At 69.6% G+C, this 17,550-nt stretch carries 15 protein-coding genes and 1 pseudogene; 11 read left to right on the top strand and 5 right to left on the bottom strand.

Going from position 1 to position 17,550, the window contains the following annotated elements; genetic code table 11:
• Positions 1–174: 174 nt before the first annotated feature.
• From IPK81_03200 to IPK81_03170, 7 genes and pseudogenes are all read left to right on the top strand, one after another.
• Positions 175–1,101, top strand: coding sequence for a histone deacetylase family protein (locus IPK81_03200; protein QQS13274.1), 927 nt, complete (start codon positions 175–177; stop codon positions 1,099–1,101).
• 73 nt (positions 1,102–1,174) lie between these two features.
• Positions 1,175–1,429 carry an exodeoxyribonuclease VII small subunit gene (locus tag IPK81_03195; protein ID QQS13273.1) on the top strand — a complete coding sequence of 85 codons (255 nt, stop codon included), beginning with the start codon at positions 1,175–1,177 and terminating at the stop codon, positions 1,427–1,429.
• A 212-nt stretch (positions 1,430–1,641) separates the two neighbouring features.
• Positions 1,642–2,546 (top strand): annotated as a pseudogene (locus IPK81_03190) (polyprenyl synthetase family protein).
• A 14-nt stretch (positions 2,547–2,560) separates the two neighbouring features.
• The gene (dxs, locus tag IPK81_03185; protein QQS13272.1) at positions 2,561–4,489 is read left to right on the top strand and encodes a 1-deoxy-D-xylulose-5-phosphate synthase; all 1,929 of its coding nucleotides are present in this window, start codon (positions 2,561–2,563) and stop codon (positions 4,487–4,489) included.
• Between the two features lie 89 nt (positions 4,490–4,578).
• On the top strand, positions 4,579–4,884 hold the full coding sequence (locus IPK81_03180) for a hypothetical protein (GenBank protein ID QQS13271.1): 306 nt from the start codon (positions 4,579–4,581) through the stop codon (positions 4,882–4,884).
• Between the two features lie 221 nt (positions 4,885–5,105).
• Complete coding sequence (hemN, locus tag IPK81_03175) at positions 5,106–6,455, top strand: oxygen-independent coproporphyrinogen III oxidase (GenBank protein QQS13270.1); 1,350 nt, start codon at positions 5,106–5,108, stop codon at positions 6,453–6,455.
• 21 nt (positions 6,456–6,476) lie between these two features.
• Positions 6,477–7,070: a hemerythrin domain-containing protein gene (locus IPK81_03170; protein ID QQS13269.1), complete on the top strand. Its 594-nt coding sequence runs from the start codon at positions 6,477–6,479 to the stop codon at positions 7,068–7,070.
• A gap of 13 nt (positions 7,071–7,083) precedes the next feature.
• Here IPK81_03170 and IPK81_03165 read toward each other — a convergent pair whose 3' ends face one another.
• Positions 7,084–7,851, bottom strand: coding sequence for an SDR family oxidoreductase (locus tag IPK81_03165; GenBank protein ID QQS13268.1), 768 nt, complete (start codon positions 7,849–7,851; stop codon positions 7,084–7,086).
• 89 nt (positions 7,852–7,940) lie between these two features.
• On the opposite strand from IPK81_03165, the gene IPK81_03160 reads away from it, so the two are divergent.
• The gene (locus tag IPK81_03160; GenBank protein QQS13267.1) at positions 7,941–8,714 is read left to right on the top strand and encodes a TlyA family RNA methyltransferase; all 774 of its coding nucleotides are present in this window, start codon (positions 7,941–7,943) and stop codon (positions 8,712–8,714) included.
• Between the two features lie 5 nt (positions 8,715–8,719).
• Here IPK81_03160 and IPK81_03155 read toward each other — a convergent pair whose 3' ends face one another.
• The 4 genes from IPK81_03155 to IPK81_03140 all read right to left on the bottom strand — a co-directional run bounded on the left by IPK81_03155 (position 8,720) and on the right by IPK81_03140 (position 12,954).
• Complete coding sequence (locus IPK81_03155) at positions 8,720–9,568, bottom strand: ABC transporter permease (protein QQS14939.1); 849 nt, start codon at positions 9,566–9,568, stop codon at positions 8,720–8,722.
• A gap of 83 nt (positions 9,569–9,651) precedes the next feature.
• Positions 9,652–10,602, bottom strand: a complete 951-nt coding sequence (locus IPK81_03150) for an ABC transporter permease (protein QQS13266.1) — start codon at positions 10,600–10,602, stop codon at positions 9,652–9,654.
• A 54-nt stretch (positions 10,603–10,656) separates the two neighbouring features.
• Complete coding sequence (locus IPK81_03145) at positions 10,657–11,235, bottom strand: GNAT family N-acetyltransferase (GenBank protein ID QQS13265.1); 579 nt, start codon at positions 11,233–11,235, stop codon at positions 10,657–10,659.
• Positions 11,236–11,292: 57 nt separating this feature from the next.
• Positions 11,293–12,954: a peptide ABC transporter substrate-binding protein gene (locus tag IPK81_03140; protein QQS13264.1), complete on the bottom strand. Its 1,662-nt coding sequence runs from the start codon at positions 12,952–12,954 to the stop codon at positions 11,293–11,295.
• Positions 12,955–13,237: 283 nt separating this feature from the next.
• Between IPK81_03140 and IPK81_03135 the strand changes: the two genes are divergently transcribed.
• From IPK81_03135 to IPK81_03125, 3 genes are all read left to right on the top strand, one after another.
• Positions 13,238–14,017, top strand: coding sequence for a DUF2927 domain-containing protein (locus IPK81_03135; GenBank protein ID QQS13263.1), 780 nt, complete (start codon positions 13,238–13,240; stop codon positions 14,015–14,017).
• Positions 14,018–14,597: 580 nt separating this feature from the next.
• A complete protein-coding gene (locus tag IPK81_03130; GenBank protein ID QQS13262.1) occupies positions 14,598–15,515 on the top strand; it encodes a hypothetical protein in 918 nt (305 codons plus the stop codon).
• 242 nt (positions 15,516–15,757) lie between these two features.
• The gene (locus IPK81_03125; GenBank protein QQS13261.1) at positions 15,758–17,458 is read left to right on the top strand and encodes a radical SAM protein; all 1,701 of its coding nucleotides are present in this window, start codon (positions 15,758–15,760) and stop codon (positions 17,456–17,458) included.
• The last annotated feature ends 92 nt before the right edge of the window (positions 17,459–17,550 follow it).

Raw genomic sequence — 17,550 nt, 5'->3', positions numbered from 1 at the left:
CCGCGTCGGCGGCCATCATCAAGCTTGTCATCGCGCTCGCCGGCCGGCCAGCGGATCGCATCTTCGACACGGTCACGTACCTTGCAGCGGCGCCGCGCGGTGGCTATGTCCGGTCGGTCGACCCGGAGCGCAGACCGGGCCCGGAAACGCCCAACCCGACGGTCCCGCCGCCCCATGACGACGCTGCTGTTCACGCATCCCGCCTGCCTGGCGCACGACACCGGACCGGGCCATCCCGAGCGGCCGGCCCGGTTGGCGGCGGTGCTCAAGGGGCTGTCCGGCCCGGAATTCGCCGGCCTGGGGCGGCGCGAGGCGCCGGAGGCGACGATCGAGCAACTGGCGCTGGCGCACCCCCGATCCCAGATCGAGGCCGTGCTGGCGGCGATTCCGGCCGAGGGCCGGATCATGCTGGATGGCGACACCGTGGCCTCGCCCGGGAGCCGGGAGGCGGCGCTGCGCGCGGCCGGCGCCGTCGTGGCGGCGGTCGACGCCATCGTCGGCGGCGAGGCCGACAACGCCTTCTGCGCCGTGCGCCCGCCGGGCCACCACGCCGAGCCGGGGCAGGCGATGGGGTTCTGCCTCTTCAACAACGTCGTGGTCGGCGCGTACCACGCGCGGCGGCACCACGGACTGCGTCGGATCGCCGTGGTCGATTTCGACGTCCACCACGGCAACGGCACGGAGACGCAGGCGCGGAGCGATCCGGACCTGTTCTACGCCTCGACGCATCAATCGCCGCTCTATCCCGGTACCGGCAATCACAACGACCGGCGCCATCCCAACATCGTCAACGCGCCGTTGCCGCCGCGGTCGGGCTCGGAGGAGTTCCGCGCCGTCATGGCGCACGACGTGCTGCCGGCGCTGCGCGCCTTCCGGCCGGAGCTCGTCATCGTCTCGGCCGGGTTCGACGCCCACATCGACGATCCGCTGGCCGAGATGCGGCTGGGCGAGGCCGACTACGGCTGGGTCACGGAGGAGCTCCTGTCGATCGCCGCCGGTTGCGCCAAGGGCCGCCTCGTCTCGGCGCTGGAGGGCGGCTACGACCTCGGCGCGCTGGCGCGGTCGAGCGCCGCCCATGTGGCGGCCTTGCTGGCCGCGTGATACGGACACCAAGGATTCCCGCCCCCCGGTGACGCCGGGGGCTTGACGGGCGCGTTTGTCGGAGGAGTCGGCCATGGCCGGAAAGGACGCCGTCGCGGCTGATATCGCGAAGATGTCGTTCGAGGACGCGCTGCGCGAGCTCGAGGAGATCGTGGGCAAGCTCGAGGGCGGCAAGGTGAAGCTGGACGACGCGATCTCGGCCTACAGCCGGGGTGCCGCCCTGCGGGCGCATTGCGAGGCCAAGCTCGCCGAGGCCAAGGCGAAGGTCGAGAAGATCGTGCTGGCCCCCGGCGGCGCCGTCTCGACCGAGCCCGCCGGCCTCGGTTGATCCGTGGCGGTGGATCGCCGCCGTGCCGGCGACCTTTCCAGTGTCCTGCGTGGAAAACGCACGAATCATCCGCCGGTCCGGCACATCGCCGCCATACGGCCGCGTCGGCGGCGCGTCATCCTGCGCCGATGTCGCCTCGCGTCCGGTTCCGTCGTCTCCGGTGTCCCGCTCTTTCCGCCGACCGGCCGGACGCGCGCCGCGTGGCTGGTCCGATGCCGCTGAGTGACCAGACCGATTTCCGCTCGGCGCTCGACATCGCGGCGCGCGAGACGGAGCGGGCGATGGACCATCTGCTGCCCAAGGGCGAGGGGCCCGAGGCGCGGTTGTTCGAGGCCATGCGCTACTCCAGCCTCGGCGGCGGTAAGCGGCTGCGCGCGTTCTTCGCGCTGGCCGGCGCCACCCTATTCGGCGTGGCGTCCGACGCCGCGCGACGGGTCGCCGCCGCCATCGAGTTCACGCACGCCTATTCGCTGATCCACGACGATCTGCCGGCGATGGACGACGACGATTTCAGGCGCGGCCGGCCGAGCTGCCACAGGAAGTTCGACGAGGCGACCGCGATCCTCGCCGGGGACGCCCTCCAGGCGCTGGCGTTCGAGGTCGTGTCGCACGACGACACCCACGCCGACCCGGCGGTGCGCGCGCATCTCGCGTTGGCGTTGGCGCGGGCGATCGGCCCGCACGGCATGGTCGGCGGCCGGCGATCGACATGGCGACCGAGGGCCGCGTCGATCTCGCGATCGGCGAGATCACGCGGCTGCAGCGGCTCAAGACCGGCGCGTTGATCGAATTCGCCTGCGTCGCCGGCGCGATCCTCGGCAAGGCGTCGGACGGCGCCCGCCACGCGCTGCATGCCTACGCCCACGATCTCGGCCTGGCGTTCCAGATCGCCGACGACCTGCTCGATGTCGAGGCGACGGCCGAGGTCCTCGGCAAGACGCCCGGCAAGGACGCCGCCGCCGGGAAGGCGACGTTCGTGTCGCTGCTCGGCCTCGAAAACGCCCGCGGCCACGCGTCGCTGCTGGCGGACCAGGCCGGGCGTCACCTTGACATGTTCGGCGCCAGGGCCGACCTCCTCAAACAGGCGGCGCGCTACGTCGTCGACCGCCAGAATTGACCGGACAGCCCGTCGTGACCGCCGAAACCGCCCGTCCCGCCACCCCGCTGCTCGACACCGTCGAGGTGCCGGCCGATCTGCGGCGGCTGCCCGAGAACAAGCTGCGGCAGCTCGCCGACGAACTGCGGCAGGAGACGATCTCCGCCGTGTCGGAGACCGGCGGCCACCTCGGCGCTGGATTGGGCGTCGTCGAGCTGACCGTCGCGCTGCACCACGTGTTCGACACGCCGCGCGACCGCATCCTGTGGGACGTCGGCCACCAGGCCTATCCGCACAAGATCCTGACCGGCCGCCGCGAGCGCATCCGCACGCTGCGGCAGGAGGGCGGCCTGTCCGGCTTCACGCGGCGCGCGGAGAGCGAGTACGACCCGTTCGGCGCGGCGCATTCCTCGACCTCGATCTCGGCCGCGCTGGGCATGGCCGTGGCGCGCGACCTCGATGGCGGACAGCGCAACGTCGTCGCGGTGATCGGCGACGGCGCGATGAGCGCCGGCATGGCCTACGAGGCGCTGAACAACGCCGGCCACCAGCGCAGCCGCCTGATCGTCGTCCTCAACGACAACGACATGTCGATCGCTCCGCCGACCGGCGCGTTGTCGGGCCATCTGTCGCGGTTGCTGACGTCGCGGCGCTTCCTCGGCCTGCGCGAGCTTGGCAAGGCGCTGGCCGAGCGGTTGCCCGGACCTTTCGCCGACGCCGCGCGCCACGCCGAGAACATGGCCAAGGAGCTGGTGCACGGCGCCACGATCTTCGACACGCTCGGCTTCCACTACGTCGGTCCTGTCGACGGGCACGACCTCGACCAGCTTCTGCCGGTGCTGCGCAACGCCCGCGACGCGCGGGTCGAGCGGCCGTTGCTGATCCACGTCGTGACCCGGAAGGGCAAGGGCTATCCGCCCGCCGAGGCCAGCGCCGACAAGTACCACGGTGTCGCCAAATTCGACGTCGTGTCCGGCAAGCAGGCCAAGCCCGCGAGCAACGCGCCCAGCTACACCAACGTCTTCGCGCGCGCGCTGATCGCTGAGGCCGAGGCCGACCGCCGTATCGTCGCCATCACCGCGGCGATGCCGGGCGGCACCGGACTGGACCAGTTCGCCAAGCGTTTCCCCGACCGCTGCTTCGATGTCGGCATCGCCGAGCAGCACGCCGTGACCTTCGCGGCCGGGCTGGCCTGCGAGGGCTACAAGCCGTTCGCCACGATCTACTCGACGTTCCTCCAGCGCGCCTACGACCAGGTGGTGCACGACGTCGCGGTTCAGAAGCTGCCGGTGCGCTTCGCTATCGACCGCGCCGGCCTCGTGGGCGCCGACGGCGCCACCCATGCCGGTAGCTTCGACGTCGCCTATCTCTGCTGTCTGCCGGATTTCGTGGTCATGGCGGCGGCCGACGAGCTCGAGCTGACCCACATGGTCGCGACCTGCGCGGCGATCGACGACCGGCCGTCGGCGGTGCGTTATCCGCGCGGCGATGGCGTCGGCATCGAGCTGCCGGCCCGTGGCGCGCCGCTGGAGATCGGCAAGGGTCGCGTCGTGCGCGAAGGCACGCGCGTGGCGCTGCTGAGCTTCGGTACCCGCCTCGCGGAATGCGTGAAGGCGGCCGACGATCTCGGCGCCAAGGGCTTGTCGACCACGGTGGCGGACGCGCGCTTCGCCAAACCGCTGGACACCGCGCTCGTCGACCGGTTGGCGCGCGACCACGAGGTGCTGATCACCATCGAGGAGGGGTCGATCGGCGGATTCTCGTCGCAGGTGCTCCACCATCTCGCCACCTCCGGCGCGCTGGACCGCGGCTTGCGGGTGCGCCCGATGGTTCTGCCCGACCGCTTCATCGACCACGCCGCACCGGCGCGGCAATACGCTCAGGCGGGGCTGGACGCGCCGGCGATCGTCGCCACCGCGCTCGCGGCGCTGGGTGTGGCGGTCACCGGAAGGGCGCGCATTTAGCGCGGCCCTTTCATCGGTCGCCGTCATCGGTCGCCGTCATCGGTGATCGTTGTCGCGGAGGCGGCAGGGGTCTGTTTGCGCTGTCCGGAATGGCAATCGTTGTCGCCGTGACACTGCGACTGGTCACCCCAGCGATCTTGCCGGCCCTGGACGTTTCGGTGACTACCGCAACGCCAGAGGAAATCGCAGCGGCTAGCCTCGAGATCGCGATCGCGGTGGCTGGGTTGGTCTTTCTCGCCGCGCTGCTACTGTCGCTTCGGATGGACGGTGGTCGAGCGGCCATCGAACGCGATGCCTATCTTGTTGGCGAAGGCGCGACTGCCGTGTGGCGTGTCGTCCTCAAGCCTCTGTTCGTGCTCTGGTCCTTGATTGAGTTGGCATCCTGTGTCGGATGATGACGCGCGGCTCGCGGACGTTTGCCGCGCCGGCGTGAGTTGAGAATCGCAATTGTCCAGCGACACGCCCGCTTCCAGGCGGCGCGTAGAGCCGGCTAGGCATCCGCCGCCGGGCGGCGATGATCGTCGCTGCATCCTTTGATCCGAGTCAAACGCCGTGGTGGCCGTCGCGCCTATTCTTCGCAGGCGCATCTCGGCGCGCGGATGGAATCGGACCGGATATGGACCTTGCGACGCTTCTGCGGCACGAGCGCGCGGTGCCCCGCTACACGAGCTATCCGACGGCGGCGCAGTTCCACGCCGGCGTGGGGGCGGCGACGTACCGCGGATGGCTGCGCGCCCTTCCCGAAGGCCGGCCGATTTCGCTCTACGCCCATATCCCGTTCTGCCGGTCGATCTGCTGGTACTGCGCTTGCCACACCCAGGTCGCGCGCCGGGCCGACGATCTCGCCGCCTACGCGCGATTGGGGGCGCAAGAGCTCGACATGATCGCCGCCGACATCGGCGAGGGCCGGCCGCTGGTGGCGATCCAGTTCGGTGGCGGCACGCCGACCGAGATCGGCGGCGCCGCCCTCAAGCGCCTCATCGCACGGGCGACGGCGCGGTTCCGGTTGGCGCCGGGCGCCGAAATCTCCGTCGAGACCGATCCGCGCTACGTGTCGCGGTCGCTGGTGGCGTCGTTGGCGGCGGCCGGCGTGACGCGGGCGAGCCTCGGAGTCCAGGATTTCGATCCGGTCGTGCAGCGCGCCATCAACCGCCTACAACCAGAGGAGACGACGCGCGCTTGCGTGGCGATGCTGCGCGGCGCGGGGATCGACCGCGTCAACGTCGATCTGGTCTACGGATTGCCGCGGCAGACACTCGAGACGCTGGCGCGGACGTTGACGACGACGATCGATCTGCGGCCCTCGCGCATCGCCGTGTTCGGCTACGCCCACGTACCGTGGATGTCCAAGCGCCAGCGCGCCATCGACGAGGCGGCGCTGCCCGACATGGCCGCCCGGCATGCCATGGCGGCCCTCGTCGCCGCCCGGCTCGAGGGCGCGGGCTATCGCCGCATCGGGCTGGACCACTACGCGCTGCCCGACGACCCGTTGGCGCTCGCGGCCGAGGTGGGGGCGGTCCGGCGCAACTTCCAAGGCTACACCGACGTGCCCGCGGTCCCGATGATCGGGCTGGGCGCGACGGCGATCTCCCTCCTGCCGGACGGCTACGCCCAGAACGCCACGAAGGTCGCCGACTACGCGGCGGCGATCGGCGAGCGCCGCTACGCGACGGCGCGCGGCGTCGCGGTCCGGCCGGAGGATCGCCTCGTCGGCGACGTCATAGAGCGCCTGATGTGCGATTTCGAAGTCGATCTCGACGAGGTCGCCGACCGCCACGGCATGCCTTCGGGGGCCTTCGTGGACGATCTCGCGCGGCTGCGGCCGTACGCCGAGGACGGAATCGTGCGGATCGACGGCGCCCGCGTGCGGGTCGCCGAGGCCGCACGCGATGGCGTCCGGCTGGTGTGCGCCGCGTTCGACCACCATCTGCCGGCGTCGGGCGGCCGGCATTCGCGCGCCGTCTGACGTGCGGATCGGGAGGCGGAGATGCACAAGGGTTCCATGGTGATCCGCGACGAGCACCGCTCGCTGGCGGCGGTGCTGCACGCCCTGCGCCATGTCGCGCGCGCCGCGGTCGCCTCGGGCAAGGCGCCGGATTTCCGCTTGATCGACGCGATGATCGCCTACATCGAGCGCTTTCCTGAGGTCTGCCACCATCCCAAGGAGGACGACCACCTCTACCGGTTGCTTCGCCTGCGCGCGCCCGACTGCGCGGCGACGCTCGACGAGCTCCATGAGCAGCACCGCGACGGCGTCGGGCGGCTCGCGCGGCTGAAGCGTGTGGTCGCGGCCTGGGAGATGGGGCTGGCGCCGGCCGGCGACTTCGCCGGCGAGGTCGAGGCGTACTCGGCGTTCCACTGGGCGCACATGCGGATCGAGGAGGATATCGTCCTGCCGCGCGCCGAGGCGGCGCTGACCGCCGCGGATTGGTCGGAGATCGACCTCGCGTTCGGCGCGAACGAGGATCCGCTGCGCGGCGTGCCCGCCGGCGGCGGTGTCGACTTCGCCGACCTGTTCCGGCTGATCGTGAACCGGACGCCGGCTCCGATCGGCCTCGGTCCGGCCGTCGACGCGGCGTGAGCGCGCGGCGGCGTCAACGCGGCGCCGGAATCCAGTTGGTCAGGGCCAGGCCGCCGTCGACGGCGATGGTCGTGCCGGCGACATAGCGGCCGAACCGCTCGCTGAGGATGGCGACCGTCATCTGCGCGATGTCGTCGGGCGTGCCGACGCGGCCTAGCGGGATATGGTCGACCAGGCCCGGCAAGCCGCCGAATCCGCCGCCGGGTATGGCGCCGGGCGCGATCGCGTTGACCCGGATGCCGTGCGGCCCCAGCAGCTTCGCCAGTTCCTTCATCACCATCGTCGTACCCGCCTTGGCGGCGCTGTAGTGCGGCAGGTTTCGCGGCGCGTAGGCGTGCAACGAGGTCATGTAGAGGATGCGGCCCCGGATCGCGGCGTCGCGCATGTGGCGCCCCGCCGCGCGGCCGAGCTCGAAGCCGGCGCGCAGGTTCACGTTCATCATCGCGTCCCAGGTGTCGTCGGCGACGTCCAGCGCGGTGTCCGACTCCAGCCGCCGTGGACTGGCGGTGTGGACGAGGACGGTGACCGTGCCGAGGCGCTCCAGCGCGGTGCGCCACAGCGCCCGGGCACCCTCCAAGGTCGCGAGATCGGCCGGCACGAAGGTGGCGTCGAGCCCCTCGGTGCGCGCCTCCGCCTCGGTCGCGCGGCCGCCGGTCTCGTTCACGTCGGCGAACAGCACCTTGGCGCCATCGCGCGCCAGCGCCAGGGCGACGCCCTTGCCGATGCCCTGGCCGCCGCCGGTTACCAGCGCGCGGTCGCCGGCGAGAAGCTGGGTCGACATGGATGTCTCCGTGGTGGTGTGCGTGGGCCGGGACCGTAACCGCCACGACACCTGTCGTCGAGGTCGCGGCCAGGATGGTACGTTACGGCATGTCCGAGGATGTCCGCCGCCCCGTGCCGCGCGCCGCCAAGACGCGCGCCGACGTCGCGCTGGTCGAGCGCGGCCTGGCCGACACGCGCGCCGCGGCGCAGCGCATGCTGATGGCGGGCCTCGTGTTCTCCGGCGAGCGGCGGATCGACAAGGCCGGCGCGGTGGTCGGCCCCGACCAGCCGCTGGAGGTGCGCGGCCAGCCGCATCCCTACGTCTCGCGCGGCGGATTGAAGCTGGCGCGGGCGCTGGATGCGTTCGCGATCCCGGTCGAGGGCCGTGTCGGGCTCGATGTCGGCGCCTCCACCGGCGGCTTCACGGACGTGCTGCTGCGCGGCGGCGCGCGCAAGGTCTACGCGGTCGACGTGGGGCAGGGGCAGCTGGCGTGGAAGCTGCGGCAGGATCCGCGCGTCGTGGTGATGGAGAAAACCAACATCCGCGACGTGTCGACGGCGACGATCGCCGATCCGGTCGATCTGATCGTCAGCGACGTGAGTTTCATCGGCCTGCGCACCGCGCTGCCGGCGGCGCTGGCGCTGGCGGCGCCGGGCGCGCATGTCGTGGCGCTGATCAAGCCGCAATTCGAGGTCGGACGCGGCCGCGTCGGCAAGGGTGGAATCGTGCGCGATCCGGCCCGGCACGACGAGGTCTGCGACATGATCCGCGACTGGCTGGCGGCGCTGCCGGGATGGCGGGTGCTGGGGATCGTCGACAGTCCGATCGAGGGCGCCGACGGAAACAAGGAGTTCCTGATCGCCGGTTTGTACGCGCCCTGACCGGCTCAGTCGCGGCTGGCGCGCGGATCGAGCGCATCCTGCAGGCCGTCTCCGACGAAGTTGAAGGCGATGACGGTGATGAAGATCAACAGGCCGGGCCACAGCGCCAGGGCGGGCGCGCTCCACACCAGCTCCTGCGCGCCTGTCAGCATGTTGCCCCACGAGGCGTGCGGCGCCTGGACGCCGAGGCCGAGGAAGCTCAGCACGGATTCGAACAGCACGATGCCGCCGACCGACAGGGTCGTGGCGACGACGATCGGCGAGGCGGAGTTGGGCAGGATGTGGCGGAACATGATGCGGACCGGCGTGGCGCCGAGCGCGCCGGCCGCCCGCACGAAATCGCGCGCTTTCAACGACAGCGTCTCGGCGCGCACCAGCCGCGCCACCGTCGTCCAGCCGGTCAGCGCCACGATCAGCACGATGCGGTAGAGCGAGAGCGTGTCGGATTGCGCCAGTTCGTCGGAGAAGCCGAGCTTCCGCACGTCGACCGCCGCCAGCACGATCAGCAGCGGCAGCAGCGGCAGGGCGATGACGCCGTCGGTGAGCCGCATCAACAGGGCGTCGACGCGGCCGCCGACGAAGCCCGCGACCACGCCGACCACCGCGCCGAGCGCCGCCGACAGCGCGGCGGCGGCGACCGCCACCAGCAGGGACACGCGGCCGCCGTCGAGCAGGCGCTGGAACACGTCGCGGCCGAGATCGTCGGTGCCCAGCCAGTACCGCGCCGAGGGCGGCTCGAAGCGCGCCAGCAGGTCGGTCGCGGTCGGATCCACACCGCGCCACGCCGCCAGCGCCGGCGCAAGCAGCGCGAGCCCCAGAAGGGCGGCGAGGACGCACAGCGACACCATCGCCATGCGATGGGCGCGGAACCGCCGCCACGCGCGCCGCGCCGGCGTCCGTGGGCCGGCGTCGCGGCCCGGAACGAGATCCGCGACGCTCACGACGTTCCGCCCAGCCGCACGCGCGGATCGAGCCACGCGTAGCCGATGTCCGCGAGCAGGCTGCCGACCAGCGTCGCCGCCGTCGCCAGCAGCAGACCGACCAGCGCGAGGTTGTAGTCGCTGCCGAGGATCGCGTCGTAGATCGCCTTGCCCATGCCCGGCCGCGCGAACATCGTCTCGGTGATGAGCGCACCCGAGAACAGCCCGCCGAACGACAGCGCGATGATCGTGAACACCGGCGCCAGCGCCCCGCGCAGGGCGTGGCGGCGGACGACGTCGCGTTCCGACAGCCCCTTTGCGCGGGCGGTGCGGATGTAGTCCTGGCGTAGGACCTCGATGGTGGCGGCGCGCACGAAGCGCGTGTACTGGCCGACATGGGTGACGACCAGCACGGTCAACGGCAGGACGAGATGGCGGGCGTGCTGCCACGGTCCTTCGCCGACGCCGCTGGCGGGCAGCCACCGCAGCACGACGGAGAACAGCACGATCAGCATCAGCGCCAGCCAGAACGGCGGCACGGAGATTCCGGCGAAGCACAGCAGGTTGACGCCGTAGTCGGCGGCGGAGCGGGGGTGGCGGGCGGCGTGGACGCCCAGCGGCAGCGCGATCGCCGCCGACACGACCAGCGCCAGGCCGACCAGCAGCGCGGTGTCGGCCAGGCGCGGCAGCAGCACGTCGAGCACCGGCCGCGCGAAGGAGCGCGAGAAGCCGAGATCGCCGCCCAGCGCGGCGCCGAGCCAGCTCAGGTAGCGCGCCCAGACCGGCCGGTCGAGGCCGTAGAGCGCGCGCAGCCGGGCGGCGTCCTCGCTCGTCATCTTGGGATCACCGGCGGCCAGGAGATCGACCGGATCACCGGGCATCAGCCCGATCAGCGCGAAAACCACGGCGCTCATCGCCAGCAGGACGGCCAGCATCTCGGCGACGCGTCCGAGGAGAAATCGGGTCATCCCCCGACTATAGCGGACCCGGCGGCGCCCGTCGCAGGCGGCCGGCGTCCACGGCTAGTACCGCAGCCGCCGTTCCAGCCCGGCGCGCACGTCGGGCCATTCGGTGTCGATGACGCTGAACCAGACCGAGTCGCGGATGTGGCCGTCGGCCATCACCATATGCTTGCGGAACACGCCCTCCTGCGTCGCGCCGAGCCGCGAGATGGCGTCGCGGCTGCGCTGGTTGCGGGCGTCGGTCTTCAGCTCGACGCGGTGGTACCCCAGCGTCTCGAAGGCGTGGCGCATCAGCAGCAGCTTGCATTCCGGGTTGACGTCGCCGGCCCAGACCGTCGGGTTGTACCAGGTCGAGCCGATCTCCAGCCGGCGGTGCGCCGGCTCGATCGCGAGGAAGCGCGTCATGCCGACGTGGCGTCGCGGCCCCAGCAGCAGCACGGCGAAGGCGATCTCGCGCTCGCCGTCGCTGCGCGCCAGCGCGGCGTCGAAATAGGGGTCGAACAGGGCGCCGAAGGCCGACGTGGTCAGCGACCAGATCTTCGGATCCTGGGCGGCCGGACGCACCAGTTCGCGGTGCTTCTCGCCGAGCGGTTCGAGCCGCACGTAGCGGCCCTCGAGGGTGGGCTTGTCCAACGGCATGGCGGCATCATACCCGGCGTCGCCGGGGCGCGGCACCACGTGATTGTCCCGGATGCCTTACGGCTCCCAGCGCCAGTCCTCGACCCAGAGGGTGGAGGAGTTCAGATGTCCGGTCGGCCGCACGCCCTTGAGCGCCTTCGGGAAGATGTAGACGTCGCTGCGGAAGAACAGCGGCAGCACCGGCAGATCCTCGGCGTGGATGCGCTGCATCTCGGCGGACAGCGCCTTGCGCTTCACCGGATCGAGCTCGCGCTCCATCGCGTCGAGGGTCCGGTCCATCTCGGGGTTGCGGTAGCCCGGATAGTTCTGGCCGCGCCACGAATTGGCGGCGGTGGGGATCTCCTCGGAATGCAGCGTCGAGCGCGGCACGCCGTTGGGCGCCGACACCCAGGCGTACATCGACAGCCCGGTGTAGTTCTTGCGGTTCTCGGGCGCGAAGAACACGCGGGGCGGATCGGCCTTGAGACGGACCTCGATCCCGATGCGCTTCCACTGGCTCTGCAGCACCTGCTGGACCTGCTCGCGCACGCGGTTGCCGGCGGTGGTGGCGAGCTCGATCGAGAGTTTCTCGCCCTTGGCGTTGTGGCGCACGCCGCCGCGCATCTGCGTGAATCCGGCCTCGTCGAGCAGCTTCGCGGCGGCCGAGGGGTCGTAGGCGTAGCGCCGCGCGTCCGGACTGAACATCGGATCGAGCTGCGACACGCCGCCATGCGCGACCGGCTGCTTCGCCTCGAACAGACGCTGCGAGATCGCCTCGCGGTCGATGCCCAGCAGCAGCGCCCGGCGCACGCGGACGTCGGCCAGCAGGGGGTTCTCCAGATTCACGTCGGCATGTTCGTAGATCAACGCCGGCTTGAACACGATGTCGAAGCGGTCCTTGTGGCGCTTCTCGAACGCCAGCCCCTGGTCGAGCGACAGGCCGAGCTCGCCCAGGATGTAGTCGACCGAGCCCGACAGCAGGTTGGCCTCGAGCGCCGACGTGTTCTCGATGATGCGGAAAACGATGCGCTTGAAGTGCGGCGCCTTGCCCGGCCAGACGGGATTGCGCTCCAGTTCGATCGACGCGCCCGGCACGACCTTGGCGATCCGGTACGGCCCGAACCACAGCGCCGGGTTGGTCGTCTCGGTCTCGTATTTCGACTTGTTGCGGTATTCCGTTGGCGCCGCCTCGAACACCACGCGGTCCACGTGGGCCGGTAGCAGGCGCAGGTCGCCGACGCTGTTGTAGTCGAAGGTCACCCGGTCGACGTGCAGCGTGAAGGTGCGGTCGTCGCGGATGTCGAGCTTGCGTATGCGCCGGTAGGCCTCGGCCGAGGTGACGCCCGACATCGGATGGCGGCCGACATCGACCGCGAAGGCGACGTCCCTGGTCGTGACCGGCGTGCCGTCGCCCCATTTCACGCCCTCGCGCAGCGTATAGGTCACCGCGACGCCGGTCTTGCCTGGCTCGTATTCCTCGGTCCGGGCGCCGCCGTTCTCGAGCGTGGGCAGCTCGACGCACAACAGGCACACCAGCTTCCAGTCCGGGTCCCACGCCGTCAGCGGCCGCGTCGTCATGTTCTCGACCAGCGACTTGGCCAGCATCGAGCCGATGTTCGGATGGAACGAGGAGGGGTACTGGGTCATGCCGACGACCAGCTCGTCCTTGGCCGCCGCTGGACGTTCCAGGGCGCCGGCGGTGAGCATGGCGGTGAACACCGCCGCCGTGACGAAACGCATGATGCCTCCGAGTCGCGACCCATCGGTAGCATAGTGGCGTACGGCGCCATGCGCGATGGTGGCGCTGCCGGCCATGCGCGCGGATCAATCATCGGCGCTCGATTTGCGCCGAATTGCCTTCAGTATTAGATCATTAATAGTCCGTTAAATTTGACTAAAAATGAATAAATTCAATTAGTTATAACAAATTTCGCGCCTAATTGATCACTTAAATTATACATGCTAAAGTCTTCATATATTGAGTGGCGTATTTGCGAAGTGATTTTCCCCAAAGGGATTTCCCATGAGATTCGATTTCGCCACATCGTGGCGACGTCTGGCCGGATGGGCTGTCGTCGCCGCGCTATCGGCAGCGGGATTTGCGTCGACCGGCCACGCCAGTGACCGTCGCGGCATCGTGTCGCTTGCCGACGCGGCGAAGGCGTTCGACGACACCGCGCTGCGGGTGAACTCCTCGGCAGCGACCGAGATCGCGCGCTGGACCGGTCCCATCTACGTGGCGATCGCCGACCGCGGCGGGTTGGCCGGGCACGCCGGCGAGATCGAGGCCGCGGTCCGCTCGATGGCGGCGATCGCGCGCGTTCCCGTCGAACGCGTGTCGATGGACGATCCGCGGCGCAACATCGCCGTGCGCGCGACGACCGGCGGCAACTCCGGCTTGCCGACCTGCCGCTCGCACATCAACTGGAACGACGCGGGACAGATGGTCTCGGTCGAGGTCATGGTGGATCTGGAGACGCCGTCGAGAGTCACGCGCTGCATCAACCACGAAGTGATGCACAGCTTCGGATTCCGCGCCCACCCGCGTGGCGTCGTCAGCGTCCTCAGCTACAGCCACACGTCGCAGGCCGCGCTCACGGAGCTCGACCGCGTGCTGCTCGAGACGCTCTACGACGCGCGCCTGCAGCCGAACATGAGCATCGCCACGGCGTCGGTCGTCGGTTGCGGCATCATCGCCGAGAAGATCGGCGCCAGCGCCGGTGACGTCGCTACCGTCTGCGCCAACCGCGGCACCAAGCCGGCCGAACGCGTGGCGTTGTCCGAGACGCGCGTTACCCACTGACCGCCCGCCGGGCGGCGTCAGCCACGCGAGAATCCATAGAGCGGTCCGAAAACGGTCCGCCGTCCTGGCGCCTGCGCGCATGTCCGACGTGATTCGGACGTGATGGGCGTCGGCGCGCCGTTCGCGCGCCGACCACGTCCCGGCTCCATGATCGCGGACGAATTGCCACTTCATAATTTTCACGCATATCTTGTGCGGAACCGGGCATCGGTTCTGGGGCCGTGATCGCCTGCGCCGAGGATCCAGTGAATTTAGTATTCACTTTTATTTCTATGTATATACGAGGCGTGTCGGAGTTGATCGCATCATGCGTGTAGAAAATAAATATGCATCGGAGACTTCCAAGCGTTACTCGCTTTCAGAAAGTTATCACAGTCTTAAGAAAATACCTGATGGTGTCTTTTCAAATGAATTCAGTGTGATGCGTTAGCGATTCGAACGTTATTGAAAAATAATTGGTTATGATATAAGTCAAGGCCCCTCAGAGCAGTGTCCAATAAAGAACGGTCGAGAAATGGTTGTTCGCGTAGTTTGAGTTAGGCGCGGCGCGGGGTTTGTGCCGCTTATCCGGGGGTTCCACATGACGAATTCAATCCAGGCGACGTTCGCGTCGATCGTCGGCGAGTTGCGCGAGCCCGTGTTTCTGGCGGATGTCGACGCGAGCGGATCGCGGCTGACGCTGCACGTGCGCGCCGGCTGCGACGTGGACGGTCTCAAGGACCACGCGGAATACGCGATGAAGCAGGCCGGGACGGCGACGCCGGTGACGGTGCGCGCTCACGGCATGCGCTCGCTCGCGTTTCCAAAGTCGATCGAGCGCTGGCTGGCCCAATTCCAGCTCGGTACGGTGGTGTACGATCCGACCGGCATCGTGACGCGCGCGCGCGCCTTGCTGCTGGCGGCGAAGGCCTGTCGCGATGCGGATGGAGGCGTCGTCGGCGTCTACTTCGATCCGGCCCGCTACGAGTTGTTCGTTCTCGGGCGCAATCACAGCGTCATGGGCCCGGCGGCCGTGGCGCGCGTCCGCGACGTCATCGACCGCGCGTGGTCGGCGGGCGGAACCGCGCGTTCGCCGATCGCGGTGCGGCCGATCGAGCGCCTGCCGGCGCGCGATCTCGTGCCGGTCGACTCCGCGGCCGCGTCATTCACGCGCCGGATCGTCGGCGCCGTCGGTCGCTGGCTCGCGCCCGGCGCCATCGCGATGGCGTTCGCGTCGATGGCGATGCCGGCCTCGGCCAAGGTCGACGCCGCGCGGCATCTGCCGAGCGCCTCGACCGCGCCGGTCAGCGCGGAGTTCGGCGTCCTCGCCGGTCTGTCGGTGTTCGTCGACGGCGGCGTCCGCAACGGCTTGGACACCTTCGCGACCACTGGTCTCAAGCGCTACTTCGGCACGACCGATGGCGCCGGATATGTGCAGGTCGCGCAGATTTCTGGCAGCATCCGTGGCGTCGTGGTCGGCGACAGCCCGAGCAGCGGCGCGGCGGCCGGCGGCTACTAGATACCCGCACGCCGGACCGGACGTTCAACGCGCGGGCCCCTAACCGGGCGCCCGCGCGTTCTGATTCCGGGGGGGCTCCGACTCGGTCGCCGTGCGATGTGCCAGTGTTATCCGAGCGATATTTTTCGTTTGTGTGTTGATATTTATGAGCGAATCTTCACGTTCGACATGATATAGTTGTCGGGACGTGAGGTGATGGATCAGGCACTGCGTGGCGCCGTTACCCGTGGAGTTCCGTGGCGATGTCGAAGACCTTCTGCGCGATGCCCTTCCAGCATATCTGCGTCGGCCCCGAAGGCACGGCGCGCGTCTGCTGCATGACCGGCGAGCTCGTGTCGGAACACGGCGCGCCGATGTCGCTGAACGTCAACTCGATGGACGAGATCTGGAACTCCGCCTACATGCGCGACATCCGCCGCGGCATGTTGAAGGGCGAGCGCATTTCCGCCTGCGAGGTCTGCTACGGCAGCGAGGAAGCCAGCGGCCAGAGCTACCGCACCACGACTGGCTTGGCGCCGCTGGACGGCCCTGTGGAGTCGGCGGAGTCGATGGCCAAGTACGGCGCCTCGGCCGGGTACCGCGTCGATGAGCGGCCGGGCTTCATCAAGATGGAGATCAGCAACCTCTGCAATTTGAAGTGCCGAATGTGCTACGGTGGCGCCAGTTCGCAGATCGAACGCGATCCGGTGCACAACCGCTGGAGCGGCGGCATCGAGCCGCTGCACGCGGTGTGGCGCGGCGAGACCGCGCGGCTCGGCCCCGAGCCGCGCATCGGTGTCCGGGTGTCCGGCCTGCTGCCGCACGAATCATACGACGGCGGCATCCGCCGGTGGACCGACGGGCACGCCACGCTGAGCGTGCCAGTGCGCCGGGGGACCCGCCTCAAGTCGCTCGACGTCACGTTCTGCCGTTCGGGCGCCCTCGGCCAGAACTGGCGGATCTTCGTATGCGGCCGGCCGATGGCCCGCGGCGTGGCAGCCGAGACCGTGTCGCGCGTCTCGATCGACCTGCGCGGCTTCGACGCCGGCGAGGAACTGACCGTCGAGATCGTCAGCGACCGCGTAGTCCAGGCCGCCGGCGAGCGCGAACGCGGCGTGGCGCTGCGCGACATCGACCTGAGCCGCGAGGCGCCGGTCGAGGCGATCCAGCCGCCGCGGCCGCAGCACCTCTCGCCGCGGTTGGCGACGGAGGGGCCCTGGTACGTGGACGACCGCAAGGTTTTCGACGACGTGCTCAAGTCCGCTGGCTCGCTCAAGCGGCTGTACTTCACCGGCGGCGAGCCGCTCATCAACGACCGCGTCGCGGAGATCCTCCAGCACCTCGTCGACACCGGCGATGCCGCGCACGTGCACCTCGAGCTGTCGACCAACTGCACGAGCGTCGACCCGCGCTTCATCGAGCGGATCAAGAAGTTCCACCGGGTCGAGATGCTGCTGAGCCTCGACTCCGTCGGCGCGACCTACGAGTACATCCGCTATCCCGCGCGCTGGAGCGTCATCGAGGCCAACGTGCGGCGGCTGAAGTACGAGCACGGACTGATCTGCAAGGTGCCGCCGGTGGTGCAGGTCTACAACGTGCTCGGGCTCGTCGACCTCTACCGCTTCTGCGACGAGCACGAGATGGAAGTCATCATGAACATCCTGTGCCTGCCGGACAGGCTGGCGATCAGCCATCTGCCGCCGAAGGTGCGCGCGGCGGCGGCGGCCAAGCTGTTCGCCTACCACGACGCGGACTGCCGGCCGCGCAACAAGCCCTCTGTTCTCTCGCTGGCCAACCACCTGAAGTCGATGGAGACGCCGCTCGACCGCAAGGTCATGCGCGAGCTGATGCTGTTCACGAACGATCTCGACGCGACGCGCGGCCAGAGCTTCCGCGAGACGCACGCCGAGATGGTGGCGCTACTCGCCGAGGACGGCTTCGAATGGACCGACGAGACGATGTAGGCGCAGGGCGATCGGGCGCAGCGGCCGGCGCGCGAGCGCCTGTACGCCTGGTTGTGACGCGGGCTGCGTCGGGTCGGAACGGCGGCGTTTGA

The organism is Rhodospirillales bacterium (genome assembly GCA_016699855.1).
Lineage (GTDB): Bacteria > Pseudomonadota > Alphaproteobacteria > Reyranellales > Reyranellaceae.
Note: the sequence above shows the minus strand (reverse complement) of the source record. Positions and strands in the feature narration are given on the sequence as shown.